The following is a 17764-nucleotide window of genomic DNA, read 5'->3' on the forward strand; positions in this document are numbered from 1 at the left end:
CCGAGTACGAGGAGCACATGGAGGCCCTCCAGTTCCGCAAGGCCGCTGCCGCGCTGCGCGCGGTCTGCTCCGCAGACGCGACGCGCCGCCGCTACGCGGCGGTTCAACTGCCCTGCTTCGCACGGCAGTTGATGGAGCGTCACTCCGTGACGCCAGCGGTTGGACCGCTCCGCGATCCAACCGCTGGAATTCGCTCCGCGAATTCCAAAAAACGCCGACTTCGCGCCGGCCGTGACCAAGGTGGCACCACAGCCAACTGGTCGACGTGGCAGGCCAGAGCACCCCGCCGCGAGGCGCATTCATCATTAGTTTCGTGCGGGACAAATCGCAAAAACAGCAGACAGCGAGAATAAGCCACGGAAGTAAGGATCCGGCCGGCGGCGTGCAATCAGGCTCGGTTGATAAATCAACAGTAACCCTCAAGTGAGCCTCAAAAAACTTCAAAGCCCCTTGCTTGGATCTTTAAGGCATGGAAGTCTCGTAGTAGCACCACAGCAAGAGCACCCGTGTACGAAAGAAAAAGGACTGCGGCATTCAAATCCGGGCCGTCCGCCTCTCTGGAAGAAACTGGATAACGCATCGCGCGTTTGATGATCAGTGGAGACAAATTGCCGAAAAGTATTCGCATTCGGGCCGCAACTATCCCCACACTCGGGGCTCTCTTAGCCGGCCTCTCCTCTCTGGGGATAGCTTCATCCGCATCCGCAGCCGAGTTAGGTCCCACGGCTCATCCCACTGACTGCCGGTTTGAAATGCCTGGCTCATGGGGAGGCATGGCCAGGTGTTTTAACCACAATGGAGGCTCATACCGAGCTATCGTCATCTGTAAGGACCCAGAGACTGGGCGTGTTCTGGAGTGGTACGGCGGCTGGAGGCAAATCGGTTATTCCTATGCCTACTGCAACGGAGCCTACAAGGCGACTTCCGCAGGAATCGAAACCTCCCCCTACAACAAAGTCCCGAAGTAAAGATTTCAAGGAGAAGGGCTGATCACGTGAAGAAGCTGGGCGCATTAATGTTCGCTTCGGCGGCAGTATTGGCAGCATCTGCATTCCAAGGGACGGCGGCCGCAGCCCCCACAGGTTGGCCTTCTGGATGCTGGAGCGCCAAGGTCGACAACGGGTGGTTCGCCAAATGCGAGAATAGCAATGGGGGGAGGTATAAGGCTACCGTTGTATGCGTAGCTTTCGACGGCGGCCCTACCGTCGACCGCGATGCGCCCGACTGGATATCTAGTGGTATTTCCACCGTTTGGTGTCCGCGTAATACTTTCGTCAAGACCGGTGGGCACTGGGAAAGGTCGTACTGAAAATATTGCAGATGAGCGTCCTCTGTCGCCCGATGTCAGCCTGGCTGACGCTGCCGATAGAAGCTCCTGCAGGCAGGGGAATCCCTCTTGCCCTTGAAGTCCTTCAATGACCTGTCGTCACCAGCAGGCAACGCACTGGGTGAGGTCTTCCGACAGGACAAGGATGAAGCGTCTCTGCGATGCAGTGACGGTCGCCAAGTAGGCCTGACCGGCTCCTGAGCTTGAAGTCTGGTGACGGCTTCGACAAGTCCGGGCCGAGGTGTGACGCCCGTGTCGAGCATGTCTTCGTGCCGCCAGGACCAGATGTCCCAGAGCTGTTCTGCGGAAGTGTTTGGTTCAGGAAGACCTCGAAGTCCGCACCTGCCTTCAGCTCGACCAGGGCTGCACGGGCAGAGGCGCTGCTGTCTTGGGACAGGGCTGATCGCAGGGCATATCGGTTCATGCGATCAGTTTGCCGGACCGGCCAGCGCCCCCTTATCGGCAGAGATGCCGCCAAGCCCCCGTGGAAGAGGAAGAGGACTAGCTTGTACGCACCGAGGCCCCGTCCGCAGCAACACTCCTGCAGACGGGGCCTCGCCCGTATGCGCGCCGCCGGCCACGACTCGGGGGGTATCCCTCGACGGCGGCGCCGACGCCGCCTTTGCCCACAAGGCAGCACCCCACACTGCCGCCGCGGCGCCTACCTCGCCGGGCCGCTCGACTGAACCGGCGGCCCGGGACGACCGACCCGAACAACGCCGCCGGCGAGGGTGCCGCTCAGCGGACGGGCGCATTGGTCACGCACGCCGTGTCGGCCAGGCTGGAAGCGACCCTAGCGACTGATCCCCTCACCTGCCGCCGTATCGGTCGGACGGGCGAGCGGCTTTGTTCATGCGAACCGGCAGCAGACGTTCCCCCTTTGCGGCTGCGTCTGGGCGAGCTCCGAACGTCGCACTGCTTGAGCCTCATGACACCGTTGTGGCGTCTTCGCGGCAGGCGTCACCTCACGTCCGTGCGTTTTCCTGTGGATCGCCGGTGGGGGCGGCGGCACGCAGCGCCGCTTCGACCCGGCGGTTGCTGGTCATGGATGCGGTGACGGCTGTCATCGCCAGGAGGAGGCCTGCGGCGGCGTAGAGCGGGGTGCGGATGTCGTAGGTGGTGGCCAGCCAGCCGCCGAGGAAGGCGCCGAGCGGGGCGGCGCACATGGCGAGCATGCGGGAGGTGGAGGCGACCCGGCCCATGAGGTGGGCGGGGACGATCGTCTGCCGGAGGGAGGGCGCGAGCACCATCGTGGCGCCCATGCCGGCACCGCAGACGGCGAGCGCCAGCCCGGCCACGTACGGGTCGGGGGCAGTGGCCAGGCCCAGGATGGCCAGCCCTTCGACGGCGGCTGTGCAGGTCAGGGCGGTGCCGGTGCCGAGTCGTCGGCCGAGGTGGGAGGCGATGCCCGTGCCGAGCAGTGCGCCGGTGGCCTCGGCCGTGAGGAGCAGGCCGAAGCCGTAGGTGTCGATGCCGAGGCGGTCGTGTGCGAAGAGGGCGAGGACGGTCTCCACCGCGAGGAAGGCGATGTTGCCGACCGCAGGGCGGAGCGCGAGTCCGAGCAGCAGCCGGTCCCGGAGGACGTACGAGGCTCCGGCCCGTGCTTGCCGCAGCAGCGACTCGCGGACTTCCGGTACGGGGCGGGGCATGGCGGGGAGCGTACGGACGAGGAGTGCGGAGAGCAGGAACGACACCGCGTCGGTGAGCAGGGGAACGGCCCGCCCGAGTGCGAGCAACGCGCTGCCCGCAGGCGGTCCCGCGAAGCCGGACATGGCGGTCTGGGCGCCGCGCAGGCGGGAGTTGGCGCGCTCCAGGAGTGCGGGGTCGCGGTGGAGCAGATCCGGCAGGTAGGCCGTGGCGGCCGTGTCGAAGAAGAGTCCGCCGAGGCCGAGCAGGAAGGCGACGGCTGCGAGCAGCGGAATGCTCAGGACGTCGAGGACGGCCGCGGCCGCGGGTATCGCGAGCAGCGTCGCGCGTGCCGTGTCCGCGACCCACATGGTGCGGCGCCGGTCCCAGCGGTCCACCAGCGCTCCGCCGAGGATCCCGAAGAGCAGCCATGGCAGCGTTCCCGCGGCCGAGACGACGGCGAGCGCCATCGGGTCCCGCGTCAGCGTCAGCGCGAGGAGTGGCAGCGCGGCGTGCGTGACTCCGTCACCGAGCGAGGAGATCGTCTGGGCGGTCCACAGCCGTCCGAATCCGGTCGGCAGCTTCTGTGCGCCTGAGGTCACTTGGTGTCTCCTTCGGCCTGCCGGCGTGGTGCCGGGTGGAACAGTGCGAAGACGAGTGACGCGTCCGGCAGCGAGGGGTCGGACAGCTCGCGGTATTCGTCGGCCAGTGCCTGCAGTCGTGCCCCGAGTTCGGCGAACTGTTCCTCGGTGAGCCGCAGGTGTGCCATCCGTACGTGCCGCTCGCCCTCGATCGGTGACGCCTCCAGGTCCGCGACCGCGTGCCGCATCAGTACGTCGGGGCCTCCCTCGCCCGGGTGGGGCAGGACGATCGACCGGGCGGCCATCGCGTAGTACCGCTCGGTGACGCCCCGCACCTTGCGGGTCCGTACCACCTTCACCAGGCCGGCCCGTTCCAGCAGGCGCACGTGGTAGCTGGAACTCCCTTTCGCGAGGCCCACCCGTTCGGCGATCTGCGTGATCGTCGCCGGCTCGAAGCGGAGGACGGCCATGATCCGGTGGCGCGTGAGGTTGGAGACGGCGCGGAGCTGCTCGTCCGTGGTGACGTGAAACGTCTCGGGAAGATCGTCGGTAGGCACGGGAGCAATGGTCAACGTTTCTTGACCATTGGGCAAGGGGATTTCGCACCCTCCAGAATCCGGTGCAGCACCAGCGGGTGGGGTCGCCTGCCGTCGGGCGGACCGTCGTAGCCGGAGGTCAGTTTCCGAACACGAAGATCAGACACAGCGCCGCGAACGGCACGACGGACGCGCCGAGCAGCGTCAGCGCCGCCGGAGCCGCGGCCGTCAGTGGCTTCCTGCCCTTGCGCCGGCCGGAGCGGAATACCACGTGGGCCAGGATGAGCGGCAGTGCTACGAGGGCGAGCAGGATCACCGGTACCGCGACCCCGCTGAACGCGGTGGTGCCGGTGTCGGTGACCAGGTGCCAGGCGGTCGTGCCGGAAACCACTGCCGGGGCGAGGAGCAGGCCGAACGAGAGGAGCGATGCCACGATGACGAGCAGTCCTTCGGTCAGCCGCTCGCCACGCCTGCGCTCCAGACGTACTTCCGGTATCCCGTTGTGGTCCATGTCCAGTTCCCCCCATTGCCGCAGTCCGGTGTCGTCACCGCTCCGGTCGTATCGCTCAGTCCATGGCCGGCGGACACGACAGCGCCAGGACCCAGGGCAGTGGTCACGATGATCCCACGGGCCCGCCGACCGGGCACCGTCCTCCACTCGTCTCCACGGCCCGCGTTCACTGTGTCCGTGAACCCCCTCTGCACCCCACCGGTGCGCGTGCGACGCCGCTCCCCCTTCAGTTGGTCGGTGCTCCCACGTTCTCGCGGAAGCGGCCGGTGATGTTGCCCGCCGGGCCGTAGGAGCAGACGATGTAGGTCTGGTACGACTCCGCGCCTTCCGGCCGTCCCGAGGCGCGGGCGCAGCCGAGGGTGTCGGTGTCCTTCCAGACGACCTGGGTGAAGCTGCCGGTGTCGGGTGAGTAGCCGGGGCGGTCCCAGTCGTAGCGGCCCGTCCAGCGGGCCTCGTACCAGAGCCGTACCGCCTCGTGGCAGGTCGCCGGCTGGGTGTCGTATGTCGCGGACCAGAAGGTGTTCTCCCCGTATCCCCGCGATCCGGGGGCCGGCGGTGTCGTGAGCCCGTCCTGTGTCGAGGCGGTCTGCGCGCGCCTGACGGCGTGTCCGGTCGCGGCGTCGTCCAGGGTCAGGGGTGGGGCGCCGTGCCGGGCGCGGTAGGAGTTGTGGGCTTCGAGGCACTCCTGGTTGAACGCCGCGTCGGTGGTGTCCGGGAGGGGAGGACGGGCGTCGGAGGCCTGGGCCGCCGGTGCGGAGAGGGTGGCCGCGGCGAGGGCGACCGTGGTGAGCACGCGTGTGATGGCCTTCATGTCCCGGGAACGATCATGAGGCGTGCCCGTCACTCCGATACCGCCGACCGGTCGATCACCTGACCGGCTCAGGAGGTGGTGGCGATGCCGAGGCCGATGGCGATGAACAGCCAGCCGGTCGTCAGTTCCCAGCGGTGGCGGATCTTCGGCCGGGCGAGGAGGGCGCGCAGGCGGGCGGCGGCGGCGACGAGGGTGAACCAGTAGGGGACGCCGATCAGGATGTCGAGGGTGCCGAGGAGGAAGATCTGCCGTGCGGGTGAGCCGTCTCCGTGGACGAACTGCGGCAGGATGCTGAGGAAGAACAGGGCCGCCTTGGGGTTGAGCACGTTGGTGAGGAGGCCTTCGGTGAAGCCGGCGCGCCATCGGCCGCGGGCCGGTTCGTTCGGGTCGGGTGGGGCCGTCCGGTTCTCCGGGTGGTCTGTCGCCGTGTTCCGCGCGTGGTGTCGCCGGGCGGTCAGGACCGCTCTGATCCCGAGGTACACCAGGTAGGCCGCGCCGAGCAGTTTGATGCTGTCGTAGACGACGGGGGAGCGGGCGGCGATCAGTGACAGCCCCGCGGCGGCGGCGAGCATGTGCGCGCAGAGCCCGGTCTGGGCGCCCAGTGCGGCGGCTCGTCCTTTGGCGGGGTGTTCGCCGGCGGAGCGCAGGATCACCAGGAAGTCGGGGCCGGGGACCAGGTAGGCCAGGAGCACGACACCGAGGAAACCCGCCAGGTCGACCGACATCCGTTGTCCCCTTCGCCGGCCCTGTGGCCGTTCGCCGTTGAGGGGTCTCCCGTACCCGCTGGGGGGCGGGACAGGCCGGTGGGGCCGGGAACCGGGTGGGGTCGGGCGGGGTCTTGGGCGTACGTGACGGCGAGTGGCAGCACGACGGACGAGGATCCGACATGGGGCGAACGCCGGGGCGGGTCAGTTCGGCTGGGCCGGGCGTGGGGTCCGGCTGCCCGCGTGGGGGACGCGCAGGGCGAGGAGGGCGACGTCGTCGTCGTTGTCCGGGGGGCGTACGTCGGTGAGGAGGCGGTCGCAGACGGCGTCGAGGCTGTGGCGGGCGAGGGTCGCGGCGTGGCGGCGGAGGTGGGCGAGGCCGGGTTCGATGCCGTGGGCGCGGGATTCGATGAGTCCGTCGGTGTACAGCAGGAGGGTGGAGCCGGGGGGCAGGTGGACGGTGTCCCGGCCTCGGGTGATGTGCATGCCGGTGCCGAGGAGGACGCTGCGGGGGGTGCGCAGGTAGTCGGCGTGGCCGTCGTGGGTGATGAGGAGGGGCGGCGGGTGGCCGGCGTTGGTCCATTCCCAGGTCCAGCCGGTTTCCGGGGTGGTGGTGAGGCGGCCGAGGATGAGGGTGGCGGTGGAGAGGTCGGTGGAGCGGGCCGTGACCTGGTCGAGCTGGGCGAGCACGGTGGGCGGGTGCTGTTCGGACCAGGCGAGGGCGCGGAGCATGTTGCGCAGCTGTGCCATGCGGGCGGCTGCTTCGAGGTCGTGGCCGGCGACGTCGCCGATGACGAGGCCGGTGGCGTCGTCGGAGAGGGGGAAGGCGTCGTACCAGTCGCCGCCGACCTGGGAGGCGTCGGGGGCGGGGAGGTAGCTCGCGTACAGCTCGACTCCTGGTACGTCGGGCAGGCGGGGCAGGAGGTAGCGCTGCATGGTCTCGGCGATGCGGCGCTGGCGCTGGTAGAGGCGTGAGTTGGAGATGGCCAGGCCGGCGCGGCGGGCGATGTCTTCCAGGAGGGAGAGGTCGCGGGTGGTGAAGGGGACGGGGTTGTCGCCGCGTCCCAGGGTGAGGGCGCCGAGGATTTCGCGGGGGCCGCGGACGGGGGCGATGACGGCGGAGTGGATGTCGGTGGCGGCGAACAGGTCGTGCTGGACGGCGGCGATGCCGGAGTCGGGCTCGCCCTGGTAGATCTCCGGTCCGACCAGGGAGGCGGCGCTGCCGCGCAGGGCCCGGGAGAGGGGCAGCGGTGACTGGGCCGTGACGCCGGGGATCGGGCCTTCGAGTTCGGGGTGGCGCAGAAGGCGGCCGTCGCGGTGTTCGGCGACGCGGGTGCGCCGGATGTCGCCGCCGTCGGCTATCAGGTCGACGACCATCCAGTCGGCGAGACGGGGGAGGACGAGGCGGGCCAGCCGGTCGACCGTCTCCTGTTCGTTCATGGTGGAGGTCAGCGAGGTGGTGGTCTCGGCGAGCAGGGCGAGGCGTTCGAGTTGGGGGAGTGATCCTCCGGCGGTGGCCTCGGGTGCGTCGGCGGTGCCGGGGTGGAACAGCACCAGGGTGCCGGTGCTGTTGCCCGCGGGGTGGGGGGTGGCGGTCCAGTGGACGGGCAGGAGGAGTCCGTCGCCGCGTACGAAGCGCATGTCCGTGCCGCTGCAGGCGGCGCGGGAGACGACGGCGTCCATGAGGGGGCAGAGGGCTCGGGGGCCGGTGTTGCCTTCGGCGTCGCGGTGCAGGAGTTCGTGGTGGTCGCGGCCGAGCATCGCGTCGCGGGTGAGGCGCAGCAGGGTGAGTCCGCGGTCGTTGACGGCGGCGATCCGGCCGGTTTCGTCCACGATGTAGCCGCCGAGGTCGCCGACGGTGGGGGCGGTGCCCGGCAGTGTGGCCGGTGCCGTGTTCCGCTCCTGCATGGGTGCCCCCTTTCCGCGTATCGGTGAGGAGTCGACGGGCGGTCCCAGTAGAACACGCGGTCCGGGGGCGGAACCCGCAGGTGGGGGGTGTGCCCGGGGGACTGTCGGGGGGCGTGGGCCGGGTGGGCGGTTACGTGTCGGGGGTGGGGGTGTGGAGGCGCCAGAGGGTGAGGGCGAGGCGGGCGCGGGTGAGGCCGGTGGGGGTGGTGGGGTCGAAGGGGAGGGTGCGGGTGAGGTGGTCGAGGCGGCGGGCGACGGTGCTGTGGTGGAGGTGGAGGCGGTCGGCGGCGCGGCGGACGGAGGCGGTGGCGCAGTAGGCGTCGAGGGTGGCCAGGTCGTCGGGGCAGGTGGCGAGGTGGGTGAGGGCGGCGACGTCGGGGTTGGCGCGGGCGGTGGTGGCGGGGATGTCGGCGAGGAGGGCGAGGGCGCCGAGGTCGGTGTGGTGGATGACGGGCTGGTGGGGGGTGGTGAAGCGGAGGGCGGTGCGGGCGTGGTGCCAGGCGAGGGTGGGGTCGTGGGCGGTGGCGAGGCCGGCGCGGGTGTCGGTGGGGAAGCGGGTGGGGTCGAGGGTGGTGGCGAGGAGGACGCCGAGGGGGGTGTCGGTGTCGAGGGCGGCGGCTTTGACGAGGCCGTGGGGGCAGACGTGGGCGGCGAGCCGGTCGAGGGGCCCGGGGGTGTGGACGGCGGCGACGTGGAGGCGGGTGCCGGCGGGGAAGCCGAGGAGGCGGAGGGCGCGGGCGCGGGTGGGGTCGTCGGTGGTGGGGCCGACGGCGAGTTCGACGAGGGCGGGGTCGGCCATGGTGGTGCGGGCGGGGCCGTGGCGTTCGACGGCGGCGGCGACGGCGAGGGCGAGGCGGTCGAGGAGGATGTCGTCGAGGTGGTGGGCGGGGCCGGGGCGCTCGAGCCAGACGGTGCCGATCTTCTCGTCGTCGAGGGTGATGGGGGCGGAGGAGGTGGCGGGGAGTTCGGGTGCGGTGGCGGGCGTGCCGAGGGGGGAGACGCGGAAGGGGCGGTCGGTGCCGTGGAGGCGGATGCCGGTGACGCATTCGGCGAGGCCGGCGGAGGCGCGGGCGAGTGCGGGCAGGTCGACGCGGCGGCGCATCAGGGTGTCGTAGAACGTCACGATGCGGATCGCGCCGTCGACGTAGGGGTCGAGTCCCGACAGTCGTAATGCCAGTGCCTCCATGGCGGACAGGATAGGAGCGCCGGTGGGTGCGCGGGTGCGCCGTTCGGTGCGTGCCCGGGGGGTGGTGTGCGACGGGTGGCGGCTGACGGGCGGGGGGCGCCGCGCGGAGGATGGGCCGCATGGATCCCGAACTCGAGGTGTTCGTCCCGCTGTTCCCCCGTACGTCACTCAGTGATCCGGTCGCGTCCCGGGAGGGGCTCGCCGGGCTGGCGGCGGCCGTGCCGGTGCCGGAGGTGGAGGGCCTGGTCGTGGAGGAGTGGACCGTTCCGGCCGTGGTGCCGGGTGCGCCCGGGGTGCCGGTGCGGGTCTACCGGCCGGCCGGTGCGCGGGGTGCGGTGGTGTGGCTGCACGGCGGCGGGTACGTGATGGGGACGCTCGACACCGAGCATCCGTGGGCGGTGCGGCTCGCGGCCGGTTCCGGGCAGGTGGTGGTGTCGGTGGGGTACCGGCTGGCTCCTGAGCACCCGTATCCGGCGGCTCTGGACGACGCCTGGGCCGTACTGCACTGGGTGGCGGCGAACGCCGGGCCGCTCGGGGTGGACGGGGAGCGGATCGCCGTCGGCGGGCACAGTGCCGGGGGCGGGCTCGCCGCCGCTCTGGCCCTGCGGGCGCGGGACGAGCGGGGGCCCGCGATCCGGTTCCAGCTGCTCAATCAGCCGCAGCTGGACGACCGGCAGGAGACCTGGTCGCAGCGGAACTTCACGGACACGCCGTGGATGAACCGGGACCGGGTGGCCGCGTCCTGGGGGTTCTACCTGGGCGATGGGGAGGCGACGCCGTTCGCGGCGCCGGCGCGTGCCGCCGATCTGGGCGGGTTGCCGCCGGCGTACATCGGGACGGCCGAGCTGTGCCCCAACCGGGACGAGGACATCGCGTACGCGCTGCGGCTGCTGCGGGCCGGGGTGTCGGTCGAGCTGCATCAGTGGCCGGGGACGTTCCACGGCTCGCAGGCGATCGTCAGCGCCGAGATCTCGCAGCGGCAGAACGCCGAGCTGGGGGACGTGCTGCGCCGGGCCCTGGCCGGCTGACGTCCGAGCGACACGACGAAGGAGTGACTGGTGAGGATACGTACGATCATGCTTGTCGCCGCGCTGGGTCTGGCCGCGGGCGCGCCGCCCGTCTCGGCCGCCGGACCGGTGGCCGCTCCCCCGGCGTCCGTGGCGCGGGAGCCGGTGCCGGACCGCGCGGCGCTGCGTTCGGCCCTGGACGGGCTGCGGGACGCCGGGATGCCGGGGGTGTTCGCGGAGGTACGGGACGCGGGCCGGACGTGGCGGGGTGCCTCGGGGGTCGCGGACCTGGCCACCGGCCGGCCCGTCACGCCCGGGATGCGGCACCGGGTCGGCAGCATCACCAAGACCTTCGTGGCCGCCGCCGTGCTGCAGCAGATCGAGCGGGGCCGTCTGCGCCTGGACGATCCGGTGGGGGACCATCTGCCGGACCTGGTGCCGGGTGAGCGGGGCCGGCGGGTGACCGTGCGGATGCTGCTCAACCACACCAGTGGGTTCGCCGAGTACATCCCGTACGCGTTCCCGTCGATCAGCGGGGCCGGGGAGCCGGTGTCGGCGCGGAGCCTGGACGAGAACCGGTACCGGACCTTCCGTCCGGCCGAGCTGATCGCGCTGGGGCTGGCGGCGCCGCCCACCGGTGAGCCGGGGGCCACGCCCGGCGTGTACTCGAACACCAACTACCTGCTGCTGGGGCAGTTGCTGGAGCGGGTGACGGGCCTGCCGGCGGAGGAGTACATCACCCGGCACGTGATCCGGCCCGCCGGGCTGCGGAACACGGGTTTCCCTGCCGGGGCCCGGATGCGGGGGCCGCACGCGCGGATGTACGAGGGGCTGTGGGGGGCGCTGGAGCCGCCGCGGGACTACAGCACGTACGACATGTCGTGGGTGATGGCCGGTGCCGGGCTGGTGTCCACGATGGAGGACCTGAACCGTTTCTACGGGAAGCTCCTGGCCGGTGAGGTGGTCTCGCCCGCGTCGCTGGCGGAGATGCGGCGGACGGTGCCGGTGATCGCCCTGGACGGTTCGACGATCGAGTACGGGCTCGGGCTGCACCGGGTGGAGGTGCCGGGGTGCGGCACCTTCTGGGGGAACGAGGGGACGGTGTGGGGTGCGGGGACGGTGACGATGACCCGGGCGGACGGGGGCCGGCAGGTGTCCTTCGCGATCAATCTGATCCGGTGGCGGAAGCCGCATCCGATCGACGGGGCGGTGGAGGAGCTGACCCGGGTGGGGATGGGGTGCGGGCACTCCTGACGGGGTTCGGTACCCGAACGCTTCGGCCCGGGCGGGACACAGGTCCCGGCCGGGCCGCGGTGTGTGCGTGCGGTGCGCCGTCATCGGGCGCTACTCGGGGTCCTTGGCGAAGTTCGTCGACCAGAGGTGGTCCAGGACCGGCGAGCCGGCCGTTGTGGCCGATCTCCGCTTCTCGGTGGGTGGGCGGGGTGGGGCCGGGTCAGATGCTGTGGGCGGTGATGTCGCCGTGGGCGGTGGTGGCCCGGATGGTGAGGCCGGCGCCGGCACCGTCGGCGTTGCGGAGGGAGTTGTGGATCCGGCCGTAGGAGGTGCCGGCGTCGAGGGCGGCACAGACGCCGCGGGCGGCGCCGACGGTGATGGAGCCGGACCGGGTGTCGAGGACGAGCGTGCCCGCGGTGGCCTCGTTGACGCGCAGGTCGCCCCGGGCGGTGGTGAGTTCGGCGGAGCCGTTGAGGCGGCCGACGGTGATGTCGCCGTCCTGGAGGGAGAGGCGGACGCGGGCGGCCTCGTCGAGCTTGACGGGGCCCTGGGCGCTGTCGAAGGTGACGTCGCCGAGGCGTCCGACGCCCCGGAGTTCGGCGGCCGCGGCCTTGGCCTCGACGGTGGAGCCGGCCGGGAGCTGGACGGTGACCTCGACGGCGCCGGAGGGGCCGAACATCTGGTTCCTGGCCTCGGGGGCCGTGATCCGCAGGACGCCGTCGGCGTAGGAGACCGTGGTGGTTTCGGCGGCCTTGGCGTCGCGGCTCCTGGCGGCGTCGGCGGGCAGCACCTCGACGGTGGTGTCGGCGCGGTCGGCGGCGATGAACCGGATGCGGCCGGCGGGGATCTCGACGACGGTGGCGATCGGGGCGGGGGTGGCGAACTGCTGCATGACTGCTGCTCCTGTAGGTGCGTTCCTCGTGTTGCTGACATGAGAAAAGCTACGTTGCTTTCCAAAGTTCGACAACTATCTCGTTGCATGACTAGCGCATTTACGCAGGCCAGAAGGGTGATTTCGTTGCAACGAGAGAAGAATTGATGCAACGTCACCAGATCTTGGTCGTTGCAATGATCTGAGGCTGAACGCTATGCTGGCCGCTCCGGTGCCTACACAAGGGAGATCGCGATGCCGGGAGGCAGGCTCACTCAGCAGGAACGTCAGCAGATCGCGCTGGGGCTGGCCGGCGACCTCGCCTACGCCGAGATCGCCCGGCGCCTCGGCCGTCCCACCTCCACGATCACCCGCGAGGTCATGCGCAACGGCGGCCCCACCGCCTACCGCCCCGACCTCGCCCACCGCGCCACCGAGACCCGGGCCCGGCGGCGCCGGCCGAGCACCGCCAGGACGCCCGTACGATCCGACGGACGCGACGCCCGGGCCGTACGCGACTACGAGGAGGGCTTCGCCACCGTCTTCATGCAGTCGGGCCTGCCCCGCATGACGGCCCGGGTCCTCGCCGCCCTCTACGCCACCGACGCCGGCAGCCTCACCGCCGGCGAACTCAGCGAGCGGCTCCAGGTCAGCCCGGGGTCCGTCTCCAAGGCGGTCGCCTTCCTGGAGAGCCAGAGCCTGATCCGCCGCGAGCGCGACGACCGCCGCCGCGAGCGCTACGTCGTCGACGACGAACTCTGGTACCAGTCGATGATCGCCAGCGCCAAGGCCAACGACCGGATGGTCGAGATCGCCCGCGAGGGCGTCGCCGTCCTCGGCCCGGGCACCCCGGCCGCCACCCGCCTGGAGAACGTCGCCCGCTTCATGGACTTCGTCAGCGAGGGCATCGTCCGGGCCGCCGAACAGGCCCGCGAGATCCTGCTCTCCCCGCCGCTGGACACGGGCGCGGAGCCGCGGCGGCAAGCGGAGGCCGGTACGGAGGCGGGCGGCGCCGGCGGGGCCTGACGCGCCCGGTCGTGTGCGAACGCCCCCTCGGCCGGTGGCCGAGGGGGCGTGAGGTGACAGGGTGTCAGGCGCGGCAGTGGAGCATTTCCAGGGGCGGGTTCGCGTGGAAGTCGGCCCAGTGGTCGGGGCCGAACCGGCGCAGGCCCGCGTCGGAGACCGTCACGGGGGTCCAGGTGAGGTCGCGGAAGCCGGCGGCGCGCAGGCTCGTCTCGTAGACGTCGCGGCGGGGGCGGTGGGCGACGAAGCTGACCGGGGGGTCGAGCAGGGCGGTGAGGCGGATCTGGGGGCCGGTCTCGGCCTGTACACCGGTGGGTTCGCAGCGGAAGCCGTACTTCTCGGGGGTCGGGCCGTCGAAGCGGTGGTCCGGAGACTGGCCGAGAAGGTAGAGGGAGCCGCCCGGTTCCAGGTTGCGGTGGAGGGTGCGGCACATGCGCTCGGCGGTGGCGAGGTCCGCGGCGTAGCCGAGGAGCTGGACGGCGAGGACGATGTCGTAGCGGCGGCCCAGGGGACGCAGGGCGGTGGCGTCGCCGACCTCGTAGCGCACGCCGAGGGGTTCCTCCTCCTCGATGCGGCGGGCGACGGCCACCATCTCGGGGGAGATGTCGACGCCGAGGACGTCGGCGGCGCCCCGGCGCTTGAGGGCGCGGCTGTAGAAGCCGGTGCCGGAGGCGAGGTCGAGGACGGAGGCGCCGCGCACGTCGCCGATGAGGGCGAGGAGGCTGGGCACGGCCGCGTACCGCTCCAGGGGCAGGGACTTGAAGCCCTCGTAGGCCTCGCCGATCTCGTCGTACTGCTGGGTGGTCATGGTGGTCCTCCCCGTTGCCGTGTGGTCCGACGGGCAGTCTGGTGCCGGGCGGGCAGGGGGCCGTAGTGGCGGAAGCCACGAAGATCAGGGGGCGGTCCCGGCCTCCTGTACAGCGGCCTCGGCGGGGCCGAGGCCGGTTCCCTCGGCGAAGGCGGCGGCCAGGGCGGCGTCGCCGAGGGCCGCCCGGAGGGTGGCGGTGACGCGGTCGACGTCACCTCGTTCGGCCGGCGGCAGGGGGGCGCCGACGGAGGCACGGGCGGCGTGCGCGGCGCCGAGGAGCCGGGCGGCGCGGGTGGCCTCGCCGGCCAGGGCGTGGGCGCCGGCGAGGCCTTCGAGGGCGAGGGCGAGGGCCCTCGGGTCGCCGGTCTCCCGGGCGGCGGCGAGGCCGGCGAGGTGGCGGGCGCGGGCCGTGTCGGCGTCGCCGCGGAGTTCGGCGACGAAGCCGAGTTCGGCCAGGACGAGGGCGCGGCCGGTGGCGAAGTCCACGCGCTCGCTCCACGCCAGGACGCTGCGCAGATGGACCTCGGCCTCGTCGAGGTCGCCGACGCGGCGGGCGGTGAGGGCGAGGCCGATCTCCGCGTGGGCGACGCCGGGGCGGTCGGAGTGGTCGGCGGAGAGCCGCGCGGCGCGCTCGTGCAGGGCGCGCGAGCGGGCGTGGTCGCCGCGCAGCAGGGCGATGCGGCCGAGGCCCGAGAGGCGGTGGGAAGCCTCGGTCCACAGGCCGAGTTCCTCCGCGATGCGCAGGCCCTCCTCGTGGAGGCGCAGGGCCGTGTCGTGGTCGCCGGTGGACTCGGCGAGGGAGGCGAGGGGGTGGACGGTCTGGAGCCTGCCCCAGCGGTCGCCGAGCTCGGTGAAGGTGCGGGCGCTGCGTTCGCCCGTGGTGCGCAGCGCGGGCAGGTCGCCGCGGACGAGGGCGTGGGTGGCGCTGACGGCGAGGGCGGCGGCGGTGCCCCAGGGGTCGTCGAGTGCGGTGAAGCCGTCGAGGGCCCGGCGCGTGAGGGTCTCGCTGGTGCGGAGGTCGCCGGTGGGCAGGAGCGCGAAGCCGAGGAGCCACCGGGTGTGGGCGAGGGCGTGGGGGTCGTCCAGGGCGGCGGTGAGGTCCAGGGCGGTGGCCAGGCGGGCGGCGCGGTCGTCGCCGTCGCCCTGGAGGAGGGTGACGGCGGTCCACCAGGCGGTGGCCGAGGCGACGAGGGCCGGGGGCGCGCCGGGCGGGGCGGTGGTGAGGGCGGTACGGAGGGTGCGGCGGGCCTCGCGCAGCCGGCCGCGCAGGATCCAGTACCAGGCCAGGGCGTCGGCGAGGCGGAGGAGGGGGGTGGGGTCCTCGGGGTCGGAGTGTTCGGCGTCGGTGTGTCCGGTGTCGGGGCGTTCGGCGGCCTTGCGGAGGTTGGCCGTCTCCTGGTCGAGTCGGGTGAGCCAGGCGCGCTGGTCAGGGCCGCGCAGGTGGGGGCGGGCGCGTTCGGCCAGGGCCGTGTAATGGGCGCGGTGACGACGGGTCAGGGCACTGTGTTCGCCCGCCTCGTGGAGACGCTCGTGGCAGTAGGCGGCGACGGATTCCAGGAGCCGGTAGCGGACGCCGGCGGGAGTTTCGGCGGCGACGACGAGGGACCGGTCGACCAGGCGGGCGAGGAGGTCCAGGACGTCCTCCCGCTTGACGCCCTCGCCGGCGCAGACGGTCTCGGCGGCGTCCAGGGTGCAGCCGTCGGCGTGGACGGCGAGGCGGCGCAGGACGATCTGCTCGGATGCGGTGAGGAGTTCCCAGCTCCAGTCGATCATGGCGCGCAGGGTCTGCTGGCGGGCGGGGGCGGTGCGCGGGCCCGCGGTGAGCAGGCGGAAGCGGTCGTCGAGCCGGTCCAGGAGCCCCTGGGGGCCGAGGACCCTCAGGCGGGTGGCGGCGAGTTCGAGCGCGAGGGGGATGCCGTCGAGCCGGCGGCAGATGGCGGCGACGGCCCCGGCGTTGTCGGCGGTGAGCGTGAAGTCCTGGACGGCGGCGGTGGCGCGGGCGACGAAGAGGCGGACCGCGCCCGAACGGAGCAGGGCGTCCGGGGCCGGCCCCTCGGCGGAGGGCGCGGGCGGTGGCAGGTCGAGCGGGGGGACGGCCCGGACCTGTTCGCCCGGGACGCCGAGGGGTTCCTGGCTGGTGGCGAGGACGCGTACGCCGGGGGCGGTGCGCAGCAGGTGGGCGACGAGGTGGGCGACGGGGGCGGTGAGGTGCTCGCAGTTGTCGAGGACGAGCAGAAGGGTCCGGTCGCGGAGGGTCTCGGTGAGGCAGTGCAGCGGGGTGGGGCTGGTGAGGGTGTCGTCACGGATGCCGAGGGCGGTGGTGAGCGCCTCGGCGAGGGCGGCGACGGGGTCGGCGGCGGTGGTCGCGGTGTCGGGGGCGGTGTCGAGGGCGGCGAGTTCGACGAGCCAGGTGCCGTCGGGGAAGGCGGGCGCGGCGCGGGAGGCGGCTTCGAGCGCGAGGCGGGTCTTGCCGACGCCGCCGGGGCCGGTGAGCGTCACCAGACGGTGGGCGGTGAGCGCGGTGTGCAGGTCGGCGAGGGCGGCGGCGCGGCCGATGAGCGCGGTGTGCTGGGCGGGGAGGTTGGTGCGGGGGCGGCCGGGCGGGAGCGCGTCGGAGGCGGGGCCGGATTCGGGGGTCGTGGCGGCGGCTGCCGGGGCCGGGAGCGCACCGGCGTCCGCCGTGGGCCCGGACGAGGAGGGGCCCGGCGCCGCGTGGGGAGCGGAGGCGGGGGCCGTACGGGCGTCGGCGGGGGTCACGAACGGGGCGGGGGCCGGGGGCGTACTGGTGCCTGCGGCTCCCGGGGCCGGGGCCGTACCGGCGGTTTCGGGGGGTGGGGGGGCGTGGGGGTCCGGGGCGTCGCGGAGGATGGCCTCGTGGAGGGCCGTGAGGGCGGGGCCCGGGTCGAGGCCGAGTTCCTCGGCGAGCCGGTCGCGCAGGTCCCCGTACGAGCGCAGGGCCTCGTGGCGGCGACCCGTGCCGTACAGGGCGCGCAGGTGGGCGGCGCGGAGGCGTTCGCGCAGGGGGTGGCGGGCGACCGGCTCGGCGAGTTCGGCGGCGAGGGCCTCGTGCTCGCCGAGCGCGAGGCGGTTCTCGGCGAGGTCCTCCAGGGCCGCGAGCCGTTCCTCCTCCAGGGCGTCGGCGGCGGCGCGCAGGACCGGGTGGTCGGCCAGGCCCGCGTAGGCGGGACCGCGCCACAGGGCGAGGGCGTCGGTGAGGAGGGCCGCCCGCTCGCCGGGGGCGGGCGCGGTCCTGGCGCGGGCGGCGAGGGCCCGGAAGCGGGTGGCGTCGAGGTGGTCGGAGTCGATGTCCAGGACGTAGCCGCCGGGTCGTAACGCCAGCCGGCCGCGGCCCCCGGGGGCGGCGGTGCCGAGGATGTGGCGGAGCCGGGAGATCTTGTTCTGGAGGGCGTTGGCGGGGTTGCGGGGTGGCTCGGTGCCCCACAGGTCGTCGATGAGCCGGTGCGCGGGCACGGGCCGGCCGGCGTGGACGAGGAGATGGGCGAGGAGGGTGCGGACCTTGGTCTCCGTCACCGGGACCGGGGTCCCCTCGGCCGTCCGTACGGTGAGTGAGCCGAGAACCCCGAAACGCATGATGATCAGGATAGCTGTCGGGGCGTGTCAGCGCGGCGACA

13 protein-coding genes are annotated in these 17764 nt (G+C 72.5%); 3 read left to right on the plus strand and 10 right to left on the minus strand.

Annotated elements, in window-relative coordinates:
* Window positions 1–2292: 2292 nt before the first annotated feature.
* The 7 genes from ABTY40_RS26255 to ABTY40_RS26285 form a co-directional block, all read right to left on the minus strand.
* A complete protein-coding gene (locus tag ABTY40_RS26255) occupies window positions 2293–3555 on the minus strand; it encodes an MFS transporter (protein WP_352061781.1) in 1263 nt (420 codons plus the stop codon).
* Window positions 3552–4091, minus strand: coding sequence for an ArsR/SmtB family transcription factor (locus ABTY40_RS26260; protein ID WP_352061782.1), 540 nt, complete (start codon window positions 4089–4091; stop codon window positions 3552–3554). Before ABTY40_RS26260 ends, ABTY40_RS26255 begins: the two co-directional genes overlap by 4 nt.
* Before the next feature lie 118 nt (window positions 4092–4209).
* Entirely contained in the window at window positions 4210–4581 is a 372-nt protein-coding gene (locus ABTY40_RS26265) for a hypothetical protein (protein WP_352061783.1), read from the minus strand.
* A 226-nt stretch (window positions 4582–4807) separates the two neighbouring features.
* Window positions 4808–5392: a CAP family protein gene (locus ABTY40_RS26270; protein WP_352061784.1), complete on the minus strand. Its 585-nt coding sequence runs from the start codon at window positions 5390–5392 to the stop codon at window positions 4808–4810.
* Window positions 5393–5460: 68 nt separating this feature from the next.
* Window positions 5461–6117, minus strand: a complete 657-nt coding sequence (locus ABTY40_RS26275) for a LysE family translocator (RefSeq protein ID WP_352061785.1) — start codon at window positions 6115–6117, stop codon at window positions 5461–5463.
* A gap of 183 nt (window positions 6118–6300) precedes the next feature.
* A complete protein-coding gene (locus ABTY40_RS26280) occupies window positions 6301–8004 on the minus strand; it encodes a SpoIIE family protein phosphatase (RefSeq protein WP_352061786.1) in 1704 nt (567 codons plus the stop codon).
* Window positions 8005–8134: 130 nt separating this feature from the next.
* Window positions 8135–9190: a helix-turn-helix domain-containing protein gene (locus ABTY40_RS26285; protein WP_352061787.1), complete on the minus strand. Its 1056-nt coding sequence runs from the start codon at window positions 9188–9190 to the stop codon at window positions 8135–8137.
* Between the two features lie 119 nt (window positions 9191–9309).
* Here ABTY40_RS26285 and ABTY40_RS26290 point away from each other — a divergent pair, with 119 nt between their 5' ends.
* Both ABTY40_RS26290 and ABTY40_RS26295 read left to right on the plus strand, forming a co-directional pair.
* Entirely contained in the window at window positions 9310–10218 is a 909-nt protein-coding gene (locus tag ABTY40_RS26290; RefSeq protein ID WP_352061788.1) for an alpha/beta hydrolase, read from the plus strand.
* 30 nt (window positions 10219–10248) lie between these two features.
* Window positions 10249–11451 carry a serine hydrolase domain-containing protein gene (locus ABTY40_RS26295; RefSeq protein ID WP_352061789.1) on the plus strand — a complete coding sequence of 401 codons (1203 nt, stop codon included), beginning with the start codon at window positions 10249–10251 and terminating at the stop codon, window positions 11449–11451.
* A gap of 199 nt (window positions 11452–11650) precedes the next feature.
* Here ABTY40_RS26295 and ABTY40_RS26300 read toward each other — a convergent pair whose 3' ends face one another.
* Window positions 11651–12322, minus strand: coding sequence for a DUF4097 family beta strand repeat-containing protein (locus ABTY40_RS26300; RefSeq protein WP_352061790.1), 672 nt, complete (start codon window positions 12320–12322; stop codon window positions 11651–11653).
* 234 nt (window positions 12323–12556) lie between these two features.
* Here ABTY40_RS26300 and ABTY40_RS26305 point away from each other — a divergent pair, with 234 nt between their 5' ends.
* Window positions 12557–13327, plus strand: coding sequence for a GbsR/MarR family transcriptional regulator (locus ABTY40_RS26305; protein WP_352061791.1), 771 nt, complete (start codon window positions 12557–12559; stop codon window positions 13325–13327).
* Window positions 13328–13391: 64 nt separating this feature from the next.
* Here ABTY40_RS26305 and ABTY40_RS26310 read toward each other — a convergent pair whose 3' ends face one another.
* Window positions 13392–14132, minus strand: coding sequence for a class I SAM-dependent methyltransferase (locus ABTY40_RS26310; protein WP_352061792.1), 741 nt, complete (start codon window positions 14130–14132; stop codon window positions 13392–13394).
* 84 nt (window positions 14133–14216) lie between these two features.
* Window positions 14217–17723: an AfsR/SARP family transcriptional regulator gene (locus ABTY40_RS26315; RefSeq protein ID WP_352061793.1), complete on the minus strand. Its 3507-nt coding sequence runs from the start codon at window positions 17721–17723 to the stop codon at window positions 14217–14219.
* Window positions 17724–17764: the final 41 nt, after the last annotated feature.

It is taken from the genome of Streptomyces sp. NPDC126503 (assembly GCF_040302405.1).
GTDB classification, from domain to species: Bacteria; Actinomycetota; Actinomycetes; order Streptomycetales; family Streptomycetaceae; genus Streptomyces; species Streptomyces gulbargensis.